An 18,244-nucleotide genomic window follows, 5' to 3' on the forward strand; every position below is an offset into this window, starting at 1 on the left:
CTCAGAACTCGTTCTGAAGCTTCTTGTAACCCGCCACCAACTCGTTGTTGGTCCGCACCACATCTTCCGAAAACTCCGCCGCTGAAGCCGTCACTTTCGGAATCGTGGCCAAATCGGTGTTCGCGTTGATGTAGGTCGTGGAGGGGACGTAGAAGCCTGCTGGCAGATCACAACCGTCAACCACCGAGTTGTGGCGCACCACACAGCCCTCCCCCACCTTGCAGTTGAAAACCACGCTGTTGAAGCCGATGAACACGCGCCGGCCAATCTCGCAGGGGCCGTGCACAATGCTGCGGTGGGCAATCGAGCTGTGCTCGCCGATCTTCACGGCAGCACCCGACTTTGAATGGATCACCACCCCGTCCTGAATGTTGCTATGCGCACCGATCACGATCGGCTGCATGCCGCCCGAAGCATCCACCTCGTCGGCACGGATCACCGCATAAGGGCCAATGAATACATTGTCGTGCACGATGACTTTGCCGCAGATGATTGCGGTCGGATCGACAAAAGCGGATTCGGCAATCACAGGAAGATCGCCACTGGGGTTCTTGCGAATCATGGAACAGCTTCTCCGGGGTTGGAAAGAATGACGATCTCGTCACCCAGTACGGCATTGTAAAAGCAGGACGAGCGCCCCGTGTGACAGGCTCCGGCGTTCTGGTCGACACGCAGCAACAGGGCGTCGCCATCGCAATCGAAGCGTGCTTCGATCAGATGCTGGGTCGCGCCGGAAGTTTCCCCTTTTCGCCACAGCTTTTGTCTGGAACGAGACCAGTAGCAAACGCGGCCCGCAAGCAATGTTTCTTCGAGTGCCGTGCGATTCATCCAGGCCAGCATCAGCACTTCACCGCTATCGTGCTGCTGGGCTATCGCCGCGATCAGGCCCTCGGCACTCCAGGGTAAGTTATCGAGCACGGCAGCCAATGGCAGACGGGTGCCGCCCACATCCATCTCATGCGCGCCGAGCAGATTGGCGGCTTTCATGAATGCAGATCCTCTAGCCTAGCAGCACGTAGCGCCGGGAAATCTAGCGGCATAACCATCAGACTGGACGGCTGGCCGCAGGAAAGCGCTGCGGACGTTGGAACTCAGTCGCTTTCAGCACGCTTGCGCTCCAGCTTCTGTTCGCGTCGCCGCCGGTCGTGAAGGATCTGATGACGGCGCGTGTCGCTCATCTTTTTCCAGCTGCGCGCCTCTTCGCGCGTGCGCAAGCAGCTCGTGCAAAAACCGGTTTTCCCGTCAAACACGCAGACGTCGATGCAGGGTGAGGGCACGGCCATAGATCAGGCTTCCTCCACGTCCTCAATGGTCTGCCAGTCCGGAAAGGGGTCCACCAAACGGGCCCAGGCAAACGGTCCGGCCTCCATCTCCAGCCCGGTCAGCAGGCAGGTGTCGAGCCGAGCGCGCAGGGCATCCTGGTCCATGGAGGTGCCGATGATGACGATCTCCTGACGGCGGTCGCCGAAGGTTTTGTCCCAACGCTCCTGGATGCGCGATTGCGCGGCTTCGTCCTGCGGCCACTGGCTGCGGTCGACTGACGCCCACCACAGGCCTGCCGGGCCGTGGCGGCGCACGGCACCGGCCAGCGCCCATTCGCCGGCCAGATCCATGCGCGAGGCGAGCCAGAAGTAGCCCTTGGCACGCAGTACGCCGGGCCATTCCTGATGCGCAACCCGCCAGAAGCGCTCGGGGTGAAAGGGGCGGCGTGCGCGATAGACGAAGCTCGTGATGCCGTATTCCTCGGTCTCCGGCGTGTGCGTGCCGCGAAGCTCTTGCAGCCAGCCCGGCGATTGCGCGGCCTGCTCGAAGTTGAAGAGGCCGGTGTCCAGCACGGTGTTGAGCGGCACGCGGCCGAACTCGGCTTCCACGATGCGCGCACGCGGATTGAATTTCTTCAGGATGCCGTAGAGTTCGTGCCGTTCCTCGGCGCTGATCAGATCGATCTTGTTGAGCACGATCACGTCGCAGAATTCGACCTGCTCGATCAAGAGATCGACCACCGAGCGCTCGTCCTCTTCGCCCAGCGATTCGCCTCGGTCCTGCAGGCTGTCGCGGCTGCCGTAGTCGCGCAGGAAATTGAAGGCGTCGACCACTGTGACCATGGTGTCGAGCCGCGCCACGTCGCCGAGGCTCTGACCCTGTTCGTCGGTAAAGGTGAAGGTTTCGGCTACCGGCAGCGGCTCCGAGATGCCGGTCGATTCGATTACGAGGCAGTCGAAACGGCCTTCCTCCGCCAGCTTGCGCACCTCGATCAGCAGGTCTTCGCGCAGCGTGCAGCAGATGCAGCCATTGCTCATCTCGACCATCTTTTCGTCGGTGCGTGAGAGTGTGGCACTGCCTTGCCGCAGGAGTTCCGCGTCGATGTTTACGTCCGACATGTCATTGACGATCAGCGCCACGCGGCGCCCCTCGCGGTTTTCGAGGATGTGCTTGAGAAGCGTGGTCTTGCCAGCGCCGAGGAAGCCGGAAAGAACCGTCACGGGGAGTGCTTGCATGAAAATCCTCCAGTCAATTCCAGATTGCATCCAGCGCCAAGACGACGCGTGGCATGTCTTGTTCAATTACCGCTGGAGAGCGGTGAATCGCGCCGTGTGCAGCGTTGCCGGGCCAGGCACTCCCCTTGAGCAGGGTGATCGCGTGCAGCGGCACCCGAGCAATGCCATCTGCATTCACGATCAGGCCGGAACTTTCATCGCTGGCGCCGCCTGCCAGCCCTAGGCGCGCCCGGTCGGCCGCCTCGCCATGAAGATACTCGGTGCCTGTGCCGCGATAAGTGCACAGCATGCGGATGCCGACCCGGTCGACATGAAAACGCGGGCACATTGGTTTACGCAGCACTTCAAGACGCAGGCCTACGTTCTCGCAATCGAGCAGATCACGCATCAGTTCGACCAGCCAGGCAATGTCTGCCAGCAAGGCGTCGCGGCCCGGCGCTTCCGGCAGGGCGTTAGCCGGCAGGAATTCGTCGGCGCCGAGCTCGTGGCGCAAGCCAGAGCCCAGGCCGCGCTGAACGTCCGGCAAGGAGAGGTAGGTCGAGATGGCGGCGAGCGGTGCGCGCTCCAGCAGCACGGCATTGGTGTCCGCCTCAAAGATGCGGGTCAGATCCAGCAATTCGCTGCAAGGTCGCAAGCCAGGCTCCACACGGGGCACCGGGAAATCAGCGCTGCCCATCGATCAGCTCCATGATTTCTTCGAAGGCCGCGTCGCCCAGTGCATCGGCGCCCACCACGCACTTGCCGATCACGCGGCGGAATTCGGCTTCGGGCAGCTTGTCGCCGATAAAGACCAGCACCGACTCGCGTGGCCCGTCCGGCAGCCAGGGCTCGGCCAGGTTCAGGGCCATCAGCATGTGCACGCCCTGCATCACCACCTTCATCTCCTGATCTTCGAAGTGAAGAATGCCCTTGTAGCGCATCAGGCGCGGGCCGTATTTGTCGATCAGGGCGCCGAGCGCGAAGCGCAGGCGCAGGCCATTGAAGGGCTGCTGCGCACGGATCACGAAGGAGCCCACGTCATCGTCATGATGGTGGTGCAGAGCCTGCAGGAATTCCGGTTCGATGGACTCGGCCACCTCTAGGCTGAAGGCATCGATGTCCAGGATCTGTTCCAGCGCGGTCTCGCCGAAATGCACCTCGGCGATCGGAGCACGCAGATTGATGCCGGCAAGGCGATCCCGCAGGGCCTGCAAGGCCTCCTGCAGCACCAGATCGGCCTTGGAAATCAACAATCGGTCAGCAAAGCCGACCTGCTCCTGCGCCTCGTGGTGCGCATCGAGCTGGCTCATGCCATGCACTGCATCCACCACGGTAATGACCGCGTCGAGCCGGTAAAAGTCGGCAATCGCCGGTTCGACGAAAAAGGTCTGCGCCACCGGCGCGGGGTCGGCCAGACCGGTGGTTTCGATGATGACCCGCTCGAACGTCAGCTCGCCGGCGGCATGGCGCTCGGCCAGCTCGCCCAACATACGCACCAGGTCACCACGCACCGTGCAGCAGATGCAGCCGTTGTTCATCATCACCACCTGCTCTTCGGAGCGGTGGGCCAGCAAAGCATTGTCGATGCCGGCCTCGCCGAACTCATTCTCGATCACCGCAATACGATGGCCATGCGGCTCGGCGAGGATTCGATTGAGCAAGGTGGTTTTTCCGGCGCCAAGAAAGCCGGTGAGCACGGTGACAGGAATTCTGGCGGGGAGATTAGGCATGGCGAAAGGCTCTTATGCAACAGTGTTGCATTCTATCGCCACAGCCCTTTAATGCAACCGTGTTGCAATAAAAATCAAGATCTGCCGCGCTACAGCCTCGGACTCAAACCGTCGGCGAGCGAGATGCGATAGGCGCGCCAAGCCGGCAGCAGGCTGGCCAGCAACCCGGTGGCGGCAATCCCGCCCAGCCGGAGGCATTCCTCCTGCCCCGGCCACACACCGGCCAGCACAATGCCGAAACGGCTCTGCAGCCAGGCTCCGCCCAGCCACACACCCAGTTGCAACAAGGCGAGCCCCAGCAGACAGCCAGCCAGCGTGGTCCCCAGACCTTCGATGATCAGCAGGGCCAGCACTTCGCGTGGCCGCGCGCCGACCGAACGCAGGATCGCCAGTTCGCGCCGACGCGCATCCAGCCCGGCGAGGATCACGGCCATCAGCCCGGCGAGGCTCACCGCTGCCACCAGCGCGGACACCGCCTGTAGCGTCCGCTCGCCTGCGGCCAGCATCTGCCACAACTGATCGAGCACCACGCCGGGCATGGCTGCACTCAGCGCTTCGCCCGGAGCGGTATTGAGTTCGCGCTGGAGGCGGAACACATCGCTGCGATGCTTGAGGCCGACGAGCTGGGCAGTGATGGTTTTCGGCGTGAGATCAAACTTGCGGACCAGCTCCGGCGGCACTGAAAAGCCCGCCAGCGGCATACCGCCCTGCCAGTCGACATGGATGGCCTCCATCGAAGCGAGCGAGATGTGCACGCTGCGATCGACCGGTGTGCCAGTGGGCGCGAGGATGCCGACCACGCGAAAGGGTTTGTCGCGGTGCTCGGCACCTTCCAGCTCGGGGCTGCCATGCGCCAGCACGATGGACTGATCGAGCGTGTAACCCAGCTCACGCGCCACGCTGGCGCCGATCACGGCTTCGAACAGGCTGTCGAACAGGCGGCCACGGGTCAATGCAAGCGCCTGTGCATCACCGTACTGGTAGCGCTTGAAATAGTTCGGCTGGGTGCCCACCACCGGGAAACCGCGATGCGCGTCGCCCAACGAGATCGGCACCGTCCAGGCCACGGCAGGATGCGCAGCGATGCGCTGGGCCGCCGCCCAGCTCAGATTCGGCGTGGGCTCACCAATCCGGAATACGCTGTAGAGCAACAGATGGGCATGGCTGCCCCGCGCACCGACCACCAGATCGGTACCGGATAGCGCGCTTGAAAAGCCTTCGCGGGCACCGGCCCGCAAGCGCTCCACCCCCAGCAGCAGAGCAGCCGCCAGGGTGATCGAAAGCAGGGTCAGGCCCAGGGCATAGCGGCGGTTCCAGGCACTGGCGAGCGCCAGCCGCAGCAGGATGAGCGCCTTCATGCAGCGCCTCCGGCATTGAATTCACTGAGCGCCTGCACGCGGCCGAAGTGAGCGGCCAGGCGCTGGTCGTGGCTGACGAAAATCAGGCTGCTGCCAGCTTCGTTTGCCTCGTGCAGCAGCAGGTCTACAAAGTCCTGCTGACGCTGGGCATCCAGTGCCGAAGTTGGCTCGTCGGCCAGCAGCAGTTCGGGTTGGCCGATCAGGGCGCGGGCGGCGGCCACGCGTTGCTGCTGGCCGACCGAGAGGGCGCTGACCGGTCTTTGCCAATCCGCCGCAAACAGGTCCAGATGGCTCAGGAGGCGCTGCGCTTCGGCCTGCAGAGAAGCAGCCCCGCGGCTCAGCGCTCGCGCCTTGCGCCGCGATGAGAAGCGGCAGGGCAACAGCACATTGTCGATCACGGACAAGTAAGGCAAGAGATTGAACTGTTGGAAGATGTAGCCGATGTGCTCACCACGCAGGCGATCGCGTATCGCCGCGGGCAGATGGTCGACACGCTCACCCAGCAGATGGATTTCGCCCGCAGTTGGCCGCAGTACGCCAGCCAGCAGGCTCAGCAGGCTGCTCTTGCCGCTGCCGCTGGCGCCATGCAGGAACAGGTGCTCGCCGGGCTGCAGGGCGAAATGCGTGATGGCGAGGCAGTCTGCAGACTGGCCGGGCCAGCGTTGGCGCAGCCCGCGCAGTTCGATCAGCGGGGCGCTCACCAGACAAGGCCGCGCGACGGACCGGTGAGCCGGGCAGCACGCTGCACTTTGCTCGTCACCAGCCGGGCCTCGATCACGCGCAGGCGCTTGAAGGTGTCAAAAAAAGCCACTTCCAGGCGCTTCAGTTCCGCCGGTCGGGCACATTTGAAGCGGTAGTGCGCATCCAGATCAGCGTGCTCCTGCTCGCTGGCTCCGGCTGCAGCAGATGTCGCCTTCTCGCCGAGCAACTCGGGGGAGATGGCCGCCGAGGCCAGGCTTACCCCAGACAGCGCGCAGCCGGCCGCCGGGCTCGGCAGGAGCAACGAGTCCCCATTTCGCAGCAGCGTTGCCAGCTCACGCACCCTGGCCAGATCCTGCGCGGATTTCGGTGCCCGCTCAAAACCGAGCAGGCTTTCGAGTGGCAGTTCCAGTTCAACGCTGAAAACATCGCCCTCCAGGCTGGCGTTGAGATGACCCACGCCATGACTATGCCCCTCGGCGGCCTGTGCTGCGGCCGAAGAGAGCAGAAGCAGGATCAGGGCGACAAGTTTGCGCATGGCGGAATTCTCGACGAGGTGGATGGCCGGGAATTTGAGCACAGCCCGCGCTCAGATGCAACTTCGTTGCGTTAATAAAAAGCAGGCTGCTCACAGCCCGAGCCGGGCCGGGTCCACGCTGTCGATCTGCTCCGCACGCAGGTAGCGCCCGGCATAGTCGAGATACACGCCGCTGCGCACGAAAAGTGCGAACAACTCGGCATCGAGATGCCCTTCCGCCACCATGCGGGCCATGATCTGCAGGGCCTCCGAAAGCGTCTTGGGCGCCTTGTAGGGGCGATCCGCCGCGGTGAGGGCTTCAAACACATCCGCGATCGCCATGATCCGTGCCGGCACACTCATCTGGCTACCGTTGAGGCGGCGCGGATAACCCTTGCCATCCATGCGTTCGTGGTGGCTACCGGCAATCTCGGGCACCGCGCGCAGATGGCGCGGGAAAGGCAGGCCCCCAAGCATGACGATGGTCTGCACGATGTGCGCATTGATGATGTAGCGCTCTTCCTCCGTGAGCGTGCCACGGCTCACGCACAGGTTGTGGAGCTCACCCCGGTTGAACCTGGCCGCAGGCACATCCATGTGAAAGCCCCAGGGATTGTCAGGCGCAATCTGCTCGCCAGGCGGACGGGCGACGAGGTGCTCGGGCTTGTCGGCAAGCAGCCGTTCAGTGGCCGGCAGACGGGCCGCAGGCTGAGCCGCCAGCAACTGGGCCTCTTCTCGCGACAGACCGAGGCGGTCGTCAAGCGTACGCAGCCAGGTACGCGCACCAATCGACTCAAGCCGTGCGATGCGCTCGGCATCAAGGTACTCGCCGCCCTGATTGCAGGCGGCGACAAAGGCAAACTCGTCATCCAGGTTCTGCCACTCGGCCTGCAGCGCCGCCAGCTCCTGCGCGGTGGGTGCGGACGAGCTGCGCGCGCGCCAGAAAGCAAGCTCGGCATCTCGCTTGAGCAGCTCGAAGCGGGTACGGATCTCGTGGATGCGGTTGTAGAGGGTTTCAAGCTTGGTGGCCTTATCCACCACGTATTCCGGCGTGGTCAGCTTGCCACAATCGTGCAGCCAAGCCGCGATGCGCACCGCTTCGCGTTCATTCATGCTGAGCCGGAATTCGCGCAAGGCCCCCTCCTCGCTGGCGTGAGCCGCTTCAGCAAGCATCAGGGTCAGCTCGGGCACGCGCTGGCAATGGCCGCCGGTATAGGGGCTCTTGGCATCAATCGCACCGGCCAGCAACTTGATGATGGCGTCGAGCAAGTGCTTCTGGCTTTCGACCAGGCCGCGCGTTTCGATGGCCACCGCAGCGGTGGATGACAGTGCCTCTACGAAAGCCAACTGGGGATCACGCTGGCTGCCAACGCCACGGCCGAGCGGGCGGCTGGGTTCTAGCACCAGTACGCCGACGAAATTGCGCTCGAAGGTTTCGAGCGCCACGGCGAAGACTTCGCTGCCGCGCTCACCCTGCATGCCAATCACGCTCTGGCGCGACAGCGCCACCTGCACCACGGGATGCGCGGCGTCCGCCTCCAGCGCCAGGCGCAGCGGATAAGGCGGCATGCCCTCGCCGCGTTGCTGCGAGCAGCTCAGCGTGCGCAAATCCGGATCGAAGAGATACAGCGCGCCGGAGCGGGCCTGCACGGCCGCCAGCACATCATCAAGCACCATCCCCAACAACTGTTCGAGCTGGATCTGCGAATTCAGCGCGGAATTCACTTCGAGAAAGCGCGAGATCGTGGCCCGCATCTGCCCGGTGGCACTGGTCAGCAGATCGACCTCGGCAATCCACGAGCGCTTGAGGCGGCTCGGACGAAAATCGAAACTGGTCACCGCCCGCGCCTCTTCAGCCAGATCGCGCAGCGGCCGCACCACCCGCTGGGTCAGCCAGAAGCACAGCGGAATGGAGCCCAGTACCAGCGCCAGGATCACCCACAGCTGGCGCCACAAGAGGCGCTGGGCCTCACCGAAGAGTTCGCTGCCGGGCACCGCCATGAGCACCCGCAAAGCCTTGCCACGCGCATGCAATTCTATCGGAACCGAAATCAGCTCCCAGGTTTCACGCCCCAGCAGCACTTCGCTACGCTGCGACGCGCTGGCTGGCAAGCGCGCGGCGGCCACCAGCGCCGGCAGCCCCAGATCGCCCAGACGCGCCAGACGCGCTTCGCCTAGGCTGGCGTCGAGTACCACGGAGTGGCGGGCGTCCTCGAGTGCCACGGTCGAGGACGAGGCATCGATGATCGCCACCTGACTGCCTGGCGAAAGCTTAAGCTCGCCAAGCTCCTTGCCCAGGTCGCGCAGGGTGGCATCTGCCCCCACTACCGGGCCACCTTCGTGCACCAGGCGCGCCAGCGTCACGCCAGGCTGACGAGTCGTGAAGAAGAGATAGGGATCGGTAATGACCGAGGCGCCAGAGCCTTGCTGCTTGGCCTGGATAAACCAGGGCCGGGCGCGCGGATCGAAGCTGTAAGCGGGACGCTCTTCACGCCGCAGCAGATGGCCGGCGGCGTTGTAGAACAGGAATTCGCCGATCTGCCTCCCACTGGGGCCATTGCTGAGCGACTGCACCAGCAGGCTGGCGCCTGCCGGCGCCTGGAAACTCTCGCGCAGGCGAGCCTCCCGCAACGGACGGAAGAGAATGAAATCGCCCCCCGGATAGCCCACATACCAGGCATCGAGCAGCGGGTTGGCCTTCAACGCAGCCTGAGCCATGCCTACCGAGAGCAGACGCTCGGACAAGGTGCGGGCGCGCACGATCTCGCTGAAGCTCAACAGCTCCAGCTGGTTCTCAGCCGGCTGCAGAATGCCGCGCAGCTTTTCAGTCAGCGAACGCGACACATGACGGATCGATTCATTCACGGCCGAAGAGGCCACGGCGCGGGTGCTGTAATACGAATGCACCACCAGCACGGCAGCCATCAGTACCAGCAACAACGCCATCCCGGCGGCCGCCAGCACATGCAAAGGAAGCCTCAAGTGGCCGTGCTCGCCCCGCTCCTTCATTGCACGCACCCCATCATCATCGCGACACGCCGGCTAATGCGCCATCAGCACGCACACAGGGCGATCTCCCGCCCCTCAGCCATGCTGATCGCCACGGCCTCGGTGAAAGCCATGTATTTCACACCCTCCGCAAAGCGTGTGTGACTCACAACCTCCAGGCCACGAATGGCGCTGATGAATTCTTCTTCGACACGCCAGCCGCCCGCCTCCTCCACCGGGATCGGCACCGGCTGCAGCACGGCATCTCCGCGCCGCCCGCCGCTGAGCTCGCCGTCGGCAAAGCGCAGCGTGCCTTCGCTGCCAAAGAGCACGATTTCACTGGATTTGTACAACCCGCTCACGGCAGAAATCGTGAAGCAGGCCTGCGCGCCACAGACCATGTCGGCCAACACGCTCACATGCTCCGGCACCCGCACGGCGCGCAGGCGGCCTTCCGCATCGACACGCTGGGTCACGAAAGTACGGCCCTTGGCCATCACGCTGCTAGCCTCGCCCACCCAGCGCATCAAGCTCTCGTACCAGATGCCCAGACTCATCACGTTGAGGCCGGAGAGTTCTGCATCCTGGCGCCAGTTGAGCGGTGCAGCAGGATCGAGAAAGCGACCGTCGGCCACCCGAACCTCGATGTTCAACAAGCGGCCGACAAAGCCCTCGCGCAGCAGACGCTGCACGGTACGATCCACCCCAAGGGTGAAGGGCGCCGGCACCACCTGCGCCACCAGATCCGGCCGGGCCAGGGCCGCGGCATGCATCTGGCGCGCCTCGGCAAGATTCATCGCTAGGCGCGCCTCAGTCAGCACATGCTTACCGGCGGCCAGCGCAGCCAGGCTCACCGGGCAGTGCAAGTAGGGCCAGGTGCCAATCATCACCGCGTCGATTCCCGCATCATTGATCAGCGCACGCCAGTCTGCGGCCACCTGCGGAATGCCGTACTCGGCAGCCACCTTTTCCGAGGAGGCACGCGAACGGTTCGCGACGCACACCACCTCCACACCGGGCTGCGCACGCAACCCCGGTATGTGCTTCTCGCGCGTATTGGCGCCAGCCCCGACGATACCGACGCGAATCACCTGTTTGCCTGAAGTCATTTCATTTCTCCCTTACTCCAGCCACATGCCGGTGCATTTGAAGCCTACTCCAGCCAAGTTGAGAATGACCGCCGACTCATACCGAATGACAGCACTACGACCTTGTCGTACCTCAAAATGAATCAGCCCTCTACGGCGAATATCTATCTGCAGACTATCAAAGCGCATAGGGCTGCCACTAAAGCAATCCCTCGTAATGAAAAAACCACAAATTTTCGACTGATCCACGCCCTCTTCTATTGCTGAAGAATGGCGTCAGCACTCCAAATGCCTGGGGCCTTCTTCACGAGCAGCTCAGCATAGCGGCGTGCTTGGGCCATACGACCTTGCTGTTTGTGATAGCTCACGAGTGCCATCAGGATATCGACGTCATTTGGATATCGCACCGAGGCTTCAGCCAACAGCCTGATAGCGCGCTCCTTTTCACCGCTATCAAACAGCGCAACGGCGTGCACATACGTATAACGCGCATTTTCGGGGCTCAAACTCGCTGCTTTTCCAAGTGAGGCCAGCGCCGGCTTCATCTGCTGCGCCCGTACATAATGCAGACCAATGGCGTGCTCGATATCTGCGTGTTCGCCCAGTACGCTTCGCGCCTGCAGCAGAATGGCTTCGGCTTTATCGCCTTGCTGCTGCTGGCTGTAGAGATCGGCCAGATTGACGTAGGCCGAGGCGTATGCCGGACCCAGTCGCAGGGCTTGTTGATAGGCTTGTTCGGCCTTGCCCTGATCGCCCAGCGCGCTGTACAGCAGCCCCAGATTGATGTGTGACTGGGGGTGTTCAGCGTTGGTGTGCGCCACCTTGATGTATTCCGCAATGCCACGCTCCAGTAGTGCCTGTTCGTTCGTGCTCAGACTACTGCGCGGCACAGGCGCCAGCACGCGTGCGGCTTCGATGCGTACCGCCAGCACCGGGTCGGTCAGCAGGCCACCGGCGAGGCGCCAGCGCTGTTCGGGCGCGAGGGCTTCGAGCGGCAGCAAAGCCGAGCGTCGCACCAGGGGCGAGGGGTCTTTCAACAGGCGTGGCACAACGGCAAAAGTGGCCTGGTCGACATAGCGCGCCAAGGCGTTGGCCGCGCTGGCGCGCGCGATGTCCGGAAACTTCGGGCTGGCGGCGAGTGCCATCAGATCCGGGCCTGCCGTGAGCTGGCCCTGATTAGCGGCGTACAGGCTCTCGCCGAAATGCCAGTTCTCCATCCAGTCCTTGCCGTACCACTTCTGCATGGCGCGGCTGGCCCAGGTCGCGCTCTTGTCGGTGTGGCACTGATTGCAGGCATTCGGCGTATTGAGTTTGAGCGACAGGTCGGGACGTGGCACCCGGATGCTGTGGTCATGGCGGGCGTGCACCACCATGAAGTTCTGCGTCGGCATGTGGCAGGCCACACACTCTGCGCCTTTGCTGCCCTGCTTGTGATGGTGATGCGTTTCGGTGACGTACTGATCTGCGCGGTGGCAGGTGAGGCAAACGGTACTTCCGGGCGCGCGCAATTTCTGGCTATGCGGGTCGTGGCAATCGGTGCAGGTCACGCCCTTGCTGTGCATCTTGCTTTGCAGGAAGGATGCGTACTCGAAGTCCTCCCCCTTGATCTGGCCATCCGGGTGAAACAGGGGCGGGCTCAGCAAGGCAGGCAGATGGCTGTCCAGCAGCGGCTTGCCGTGCTGGTAGTCCTCGCTCAGGGTGCTGCGCCGCGCGTGGCAGCGTGCGCAGGTATCGATCTCCTTGCTTGTGTTGCGCGGCTGGCTGCGCTCCGCGACCTTACCTTCTCCAACGAAATTCCAGCTCACGCCCTTGCGTTCGTCCAGGCGGTGCACGAGGCCCTTATTGGGCATTGTGTGAGCCTTGGCTGGTTCAGCAGCCCATGTTAGATGGGCAGAGGCCGGGCCGTGGCAGGCTTCGCAAGAGACATTGATTTCAGCCCATTTCGTCTTGAAAGTATTGCTGGCCAGGTCGTAATTCTTCTTCAGCTCGGTGGAGTGGCACTCCGCGCACATGTAGTTCCAGTTCTGCGAGAGCTTGGTCCAGTGCAGTTCGTCCTTGTGGTCGACCTTCTCCATCGGATACTGGTGAAACCAGCGTTGCCCGCCCTCGGCCTGCGGCCGTGCGTCCCAGCTCAGGGCGAGCGCCTGCATGCGCCCACCGGGAAATTCAATCAGGTACTGTTGCAGTGGGTAGACGCCGAAGGTGTACTTGATTTCAAAATCCTGCAGGCTGCCATCGGCGCCGTCCGTGTTCACGAAGAAACGGCCGTCGCGCTTGAAAAAACGACTGCTGATGCCGTTGTAAGTGAAGCGTGCATCGTTGAAATCGCCCAGCACCGTTTTATCGTTGGCATGCTGCATCGCCTGTTCGTGATGCGAGCCTTTCCAGGCGGTGAACTGCGGCGCATGGCAGCTGGCGCAGCTTTGCGCCCCGACGTAAACAGGCGTGCTTTCGGTGGCGGGGGCTTGAGCTGTCGATCGCTGATCAAGCGCGATCCAGGCGCCGATACCCAGCACGGTAGCCAGCAGCAGCCCGGCAATGGCATGGCTCGATTTCATTGGTTCTTGACGTGGTGAGAAGTGCGGTCAGTGTAACGTCAGCCCTGCCCGCAACGGAGATGCGGGCAGGTTCATGAAGGAGATCCGCGCTTCCTTACTGCTTCGGATAGATCTGTTGCCAGTCGTTTTTCATGTCGACCACCGTCCAGCCCTTGGCCTTTGCTTCGTCGAGGCCTTTGTCGAGTTTGCCGATAGGTGACTTGCGGTCGTAGGCCCATTCGCGCTCGGCATCAGTGTGATGTACGTAGAGCGCGAAGCGTGGCCCGCTACCGGCCATCGTCCATTGCAGCATCTGCAGGTCGCCGTCGGAATTGCCGAAGGCCGCAATCGGGCGGCGCCCGATGTGACGCTGGATGCCAACGGGTTTGCCGTCCTTGTCGTCGTTAAGCACCAGGCTTGGCAGCTTGACGATCACGGGTTTGCCGTCGCGGACTTCGTATTTCAACCCGCCACTGGAACCCACCACCTGCTCGGGCGGGATGCCATAGGTTTTCTCGGTCCATGGGCGCATGAACTCGATGCCACCCCCCGAGACGATGAAGGTCTTGAAACCCTTGGCACGCAGGTAGCTCATGAGTTCCAGCATCGGTTGATAGACCATGGCGGTGTATGGCTTGCCGGTCTTGGGGTGCTTGGCGCTAGCCATCCAGTCAGCGACCGACTTTTCGAATTCTTCGGTCGTCATGCCGGCGTGGGTGGCCATGACCAGCGTGACCAGGCCTTTCTCGCCAGAGGCCATCAAGCCTTTCATGTCACCTTTGAGGATGGAAGCAAAGGGCTCCTTGGTCTTCCATTCGGGATGCTGAGGCGCGAGCGCCTTGACGCGGTCAATCGCGAAGAACAGCTGGAAGTAGGCCGGCTGTTCGGACCATAGCGTGCCGTCGTTATCGAAGGTGGCGATGCGCTGCGGCAGCGGCACGAAGTCCGGCGAGCCTTCCTGGGTGACTTTCTCGACGAACTGGAGGATGGCCTGCTTGGAGGCGCCTTCATTCCAGGACGGCAGCGGGTCGGCCGCATGGGCTGTCGTCGCCAGCCATGCGGTACTCAGCAAAATCAGCAGTTTCTTCATGATGTCCTCAGTCTGAGAGTGTGCGGGAGGTATTTCGATAGACGTAAAAAAGGGTGCTGTCTTTGCAGACAGCACCCCGGACACGCGACTTGATTACCTGCCGGAGGAAGTCATGCTATTGATCTGACGTTCCAGCGACTCCAGGCTCCAGTCACCCGGCTTCTGGCTGGGCGGATAGTCCTTCAGCGTCACCAGGAACTGACTGGCGACAGTCTGCAGCGGGATGAGCACGAAGGCACGGTCAATCATCCAGTCGTGGTAGGTGTTCGAGTTGTGCTGGGACTTCTCGAACGGATCGCGGCGCAGGTTGAACAGAAGCGGCAGACGCAGGTGGACCTGGGGCTCGCGCCACACGTTCAGCTGTTCAGCGCGGTTCTCTTGATAGACCGCCTTCCAGTCACCCACACGAATGGCCATCACAGCACCATCATCACCGACATAGATGAACTGATTGCGCGGAGACTCCGTGACCTTGCCGCTCAGGTAGTCGACGAGGTTGTAGCCATCGATATGGTTTTTGTAGCTACGGCCATTGATTGACGTGCCCTTGAGCAGCTTTTCCTTGATGTCCGGTGCGCCAGCGATCGCTGCAAAGGTCGGCAGCCAGTCTTCGTGCGACACGATGCCGTTGAGCGTGACACCGGCAGGGAAGTGGCCGGGCCAGCGAACAAAAGCAGGTACGCGGAAGGCGCCTTCCCAGTTGGAGTTCTTCTCGCCACGGAAAGGCGTGGTGCCGGCATCGGGCCAGGTGTTGTAGTGCGGGCCGTTATCGGTTGAGTACTGAACGATGGTGTCGTTGGCAATACCCAGGTCGTCAACCAACTTGAGCAGTTCGCCCACCATCCGGTCATGTTCGACCATACCGTCGCTGTATTCGTCCTGGCCAGAGATACCACGGTTGGCTTCTTTCACATGCGTGCGGAAGTGCATGCGGGTGGCGTTCCACCAGGTGAAGAAGGGCTTGCCGGCCTTGACCTGACGGGTAATGAACTCCTTGGCGGCCTCCAGCGATTCTTCATCGATGGTTTCCATGCGCTTCTTGGTCAGCGGACCAAGGTTTTCGATGGTTTGACCACCCTTGCCGTCCGCCTTCGACTTGATCACGCCGCGCGGGCCGAACTGCTGCAGGAAAGTCTTGCCGTTGGGGAGCTTCATGTCCCGCGGGTAATCGCGGTTCTCCGGCTCTTCTTCAGCGTTCAGGTGGTAGAGGCTACCCATGAACTCATCAAAACCGTGCATCGTCGGCAGGTGTTCGTCACGATCGCCCTGGTGGTTCTTGCCGAACTGGCCCGTGGCATAACCCTGGCTTTTCAGGATGGTCGCCATCGTCACGTCGGTCTTCTGCCAGCCTTCGGCGGCACCAGGCATCCCGACCTTGGTCATGCCCGAGCGTACCGGCACCGAGCCGCTGATGAAGGCCGCGCGGCCTGCAGTACAGCTTTGCTGCGCGTAGTAATCAGTGAAGGCCACGCCTTCCTTGGCGACGCGGTCGATGTTGGGCGTCTTGTAACCCATCATGCCGCGGTTGTTGTGGCTGATGTTCCATGTGCCGATGTCATCACCCCAGATGACCAGGATGTTTGGCTTCTTTTCCGCAGCCTGAACCCCCCCTATAGCGAAACTCAGGAGACATGTCACCAGAGTCCATCGATACGCGGCACTTCTGCCGCTAGCACCCGTTAAAACGGCCCGTCGATTCATGGCGAAACTCCTTGTATTTTGTCTCTGTAGGTCTGCAGGGGCTGAAACGTAAACAAGCCAAAGTCAAGATTTAGGCAGGCGCATTTACGTCGACGGATCTTACCCATTCCAGATACCGTCAAAACTATGATTTTGTGTTTTACGTAACCAACTGCCCTTTTGAACAACTCAGACACAAACAAAGCCTTGCAAGAGCTTTTTGCACAAAAGGCCGGACAGCCATCGCGTAGCCGATAGACTTGCAGGATGAGCGAGCCCCTAAAGCCGAAGTGCCGAGCCTCCAACTGCTCTGCCTAAAACAAACCCATGCGTCAGCGTGGTTCGCTGATGCTCTGGATCGACAAGGGCTTGAAAACGCGCCCGGACTGATTTCGCAACAAAGCCGCGACAGACCCTAAGCTTGGTCAACAAGCCTGCAGGCGAGTGAAAACACGGATGGCACAGCGCTACGCCGGAGTTCATAATTGTGGTCTTTCCGTACCAAGGGGTACGGACCAGAACCGCAAGCACCGGAGAACATCTTGAACCTGCAACGCACCGCTATTGCCCTCGCACTTCTGGCGCTGGCTGGCACTGCCAGCGCCGATATCACCGTCAAGCTCGGCGCCGCCGGCCCGCTCACCGGCCCGATCTCGCACATCGGCAAGGATGGCGAAAACGGCATCCGCCTCGCCATCGAAGACGCCAACGCCAAGGGCATCACCATCGGCGGCCAAAAGGCCAAGTTCGAGCTGGTCAGCGAAGATGACCAGGCCGACCCGCGCACCGCCACCACGGTTGCCCAACGCCTGGCAGATGCCGGCGTGAAGGGCGTGATCGGCCACGTCACCTCTGGTGCCTCTATCCCCGCCTCGCGTGTCTATGAACAGGCTGGCATCCCGGTGATCACTCCGTCTTCCACTAGCCCGGCACTGACCAATCAGGGTTTCAAGGTGACCTACCGCGTGATCGCCAACGATCTGCAGCAGGCGGATGCAATGGCCAACTATGCGGTGAAGAAACTCGGCGTGAAGCGCATTGCCGTGATCGACGACCGTACCGCCTACGGCCAGGGCCTGGCTGACGCGCTGGTCGCCAGCATGAAGAAGCTCGGCGTACAGGTGGTGGGCCGTGAATTCACCAACGACAAGGCCACGGACTTCATGTCCATCCTCACCAAGATCAAGGGCCAGAATCCGGACGCGATCTTCTACGGCGGCATGGATGCCCAGGGCAGCCCGCTGCTGCGCCAGGTGCGCCAGCTTGGCTTGAAGTCCGTGTTCCTCTCCGGCGACGGCCTCTGCACCGCCGAGATGCTCAAGCTCTCCGCCAAGGATCTGGATAACCGGGTGTTCTGCACCCAGGCGGGCATCCCAATGGAAAAGATGCCGGGCGGCGCCAAGTTCAAGGAACGCTTCAAGCAGCGCTTCAATGCCGAGGTACAGCTCTACGCACCTTACAACTACGATGCAGCCACCGCCCTGATCGAGGCCATGAAGGCGGCCAACTCGGCTGAACCGGCCAAGTACCTGCCGGCGCTGAAGGCACTGAACATCAAGGGCATCACCGGCAACATCAGCTTCGACGCCAAGGGTGACATCAAGGAAGGCGGCGTGACCTTCTACTCCTACAAGGATGGCAAGTGGGCTGCGGCCGACTGATCCTCACTCGAAGACGCACGTAAAAAGAGGCCCCGCAAGGGGCCTCTGTGTTTGGGGCCGTCGCACTCAGCCCCCCTTCCCTGCTTCCCTGATCTGCTCCAGCTGGACATGCGCCTGATGCAGCGATGCATTGAATGCCTGCACGCCGGAATAGGCTGAACCGTGGGATTCGTTTGCTAGGCGCTGCCCCATTTCTCGCAGCACGGCAAGCAGGTCCCCCAGCTCCGCAATCGTCTCGAGCCGTTCGGCCTCTCTTGAATCATCACGCATGATCAAGCTCCTTTCGCTCTGACGAGCATGCTTACGCTTTGCCCCATGCTTCTTTATAGCCGGCGAAATGCGCCCGGCAGCTCGCCCGACTGAGCCACCGCAAAGCCTTGCATTAATTCCCTACTAAAATCCCGGGCTTTCAGAATTTC

At 62.1% G+C, this 18,244-nt stretch carries 16 protein-coding genes; 1 reads left to right on the plus strand and 15 read right to left on the minus strand.

Features of this window, described 5'->3' with window-relative positions; translation table 11 throughout:
- Position 1: 1 nt before the first annotated feature.
- From Q3Y64_RS06420 to Q3Y64_RS06480, 14 genes are all read right to left on the minus strand, one after another.
- Positions 2 to 562 carry a carbonate dehydratase gene (locus Q3Y64_RS06420; protein ID WP_101941431.1) on the minus strand — a complete coding sequence of 187 codons (561 nt, stop codon included), beginning with the start codon at positions 560 to 562 and terminating at the stop codon, positions 2 to 4.
- Entirely contained in the window at positions 559 to 987 is a 429-nt protein-coding gene (gene hisI, locus Q3Y64_RS06425; protein WP_303560522.1) for a phosphoribosyl-AMP cyclohydrolase, read from the minus strand. The genes Q3Y64_RS06420 and hisI overlap by 4 nt, the downstream gene beginning before the upstream one ends.
- A gap of 104 nt (positions 988 to 1,091) precedes the next feature.
- Positions 1,092 to 1,283, minus strand: coding sequence for a DUF1289 domain-containing protein (locus Q3Y64_RS19495; RefSeq protein ID WP_101941433.1), 192 nt, complete (start codon positions 1,281 to 1,283; stop codon positions 1,092 to 1,094).
- A gap of 3 nt (positions 1,284 to 1,286) precedes the next feature.
- The gene (zigA, locus tag Q3Y64_RS06430; protein WP_303560523.1) at positions 1,287 to 2,498 is read right to left on the minus strand and encodes a zinc metallochaperone GTPase ZigA; all 1,212 of its coding nucleotides are present in this window, start codon (positions 2,496 to 2,498) and stop codon (positions 1,287 to 1,289) included.
- A 13-nt stretch (positions 2,499 to 2,511) separates the two neighbouring features.
- The gene (locus Q3Y64_RS06435; protein ID WP_303560524.1) at positions 2,512 to 3,174 is read right to left on the minus strand and encodes a DUF1826 domain-containing protein; all 663 of its coding nucleotides are present in this window, start codon (positions 3,172 to 3,174) and stop codon (positions 2,512 to 2,514) included.
- Complete coding sequence (locus Q3Y64_RS06440; protein ID WP_303560525.1) at positions 3,161 to 4,207, minus strand: GTP-binding protein; 1,047 nt, start codon at positions 4,205 to 4,207, stop codon at positions 3,161 to 3,163. The genes Q3Y64_RS06435 and Q3Y64_RS06440 overlap by 14 nt, the downstream gene beginning before the upstream one ends.
- An 89-nt stretch (positions 4,208 to 4,296) precedes the next feature.
- On the minus strand, positions 4,297 to 5,565 hold the full coding sequence (locus tag Q3Y64_RS06445) for an ABC transporter permease (protein ID WP_303560526.1): 1,269 nt from the start codon (positions 5,563 to 5,565) through the stop codon (positions 4,297 to 4,299).
- Entirely contained in the window at positions 5,562 to 6,266 is a 705-nt protein-coding gene (locus Q3Y64_RS06450; RefSeq protein WP_101941438.1) for an ATP-binding cassette domain-containing protein, read from the minus strand. Before Q3Y64_RS06450 ends, Q3Y64_RS06445 begins: the two co-directional genes overlap by 4 nt.
- Entirely contained in the window at positions 6,263 to 6,802 is a 540-nt protein-coding gene (locus tag Q3Y64_RS06455) for a DUF2796 domain-containing protein (protein ID WP_303560527.1), read from the minus strand. Before Q3Y64_RS06455 ends, Q3Y64_RS06450 begins: the two co-directional genes overlap by 4 nt.
- Positions 6,803 to 6,892: 90 nt before the next feature.
- Positions 6,893 to 9,763 (minus strand): HD domain-containing phosphohydrolase, encoded by a 2,871-nt coding sequence (locus Q3Y64_RS06460; protein ID WP_303560528.1) that lies wholly within the window; start codon positions 9,761 to 9,763, stop codon positions 6,893 to 6,895.
- Positions 9,764 to 9,834: 71 nt separating this feature from the next.
- Positions 9,835 to 10,878, minus strand: a complete 1,044-nt coding sequence (locus tag Q3Y64_RS06465; protein WP_303560529.1) for a Gfo/Idh/MocA family protein — start codon at positions 10,876 to 10,878, stop codon at positions 9,835 to 9,837.
- 236 nt (positions 10,879 to 11,114) lie between these two features.
- Positions 11,115 to 13,415: a tetratricopeptide repeat protein gene (locus Q3Y64_RS06470; RefSeq protein ID WP_303560530.1), complete on the minus strand. Its 2,301-nt coding sequence runs from the start codon at positions 13,413 to 13,415 to the stop codon at positions 11,115 to 11,117.
- A 94-nt stretch (positions 13,416 to 13,509) separates the two neighbouring features.
- Positions 13,510 to 14,484: an HAD family phosphatase gene (locus Q3Y64_RS06475; protein WP_303560531.1), complete on the minus strand. Its 975-nt coding sequence runs from the start codon at positions 14,482 to 14,484 to the stop codon at positions 13,510 to 13,512.
- A gap of 93 nt (positions 14,485 to 14,577) precedes the next feature.
- Positions 14,578 to 16,122, minus strand: a complete 1,545-nt coding sequence (locus Q3Y64_RS06480; protein ID WP_303560532.1) for an arylsulfatase — start codon at positions 16,120 to 16,122, stop codon at positions 14,578 to 14,580.
- A 590-nt stretch (positions 16,123 to 16,712) separates the two neighbouring features.
- Between Q3Y64_RS06480 and Q3Y64_RS06485 the strand changes: the two genes are divergently transcribed.
- Positions 16,713 to 17,825 carry a branched-chain amino acid ABC transporter substrate-binding protein gene (locus Q3Y64_RS06485; RefSeq protein ID WP_101941682.1) on the plus strand — a complete coding sequence of 371 codons (1,113 nt, stop codon included), beginning with the start codon at positions 16,713 to 16,715 and terminating at the stop codon, positions 17,823 to 17,825.
- A gap of 66 nt (positions 17,826 to 17,891) precedes the next feature.
- Here Q3Y64_RS06485 and Q3Y64_RS06490 read toward each other — a convergent pair whose 3' ends face one another.
- On the minus strand, positions 17,892 to 18,095 hold the full coding sequence (locus tag Q3Y64_RS06490) for a hypothetical protein (protein WP_101941445.1): 204 nt from the start codon (positions 18,093 to 18,095) through the stop codon (positions 17,892 to 17,894).
- Between the last annotated feature and the right edge of the window lie 149 nt (positions 18,096 to 18,244).

The organism is Uliginosibacterium sp. 31-12, assembly GCF_030548425.1.
Lineage (GTDB): Bacteria > Pseudomonadota > Gammaproteobacteria > Burkholderiales > Rhodocyclaceae > Uliginosibacterium > Uliginosibacterium aquaticum.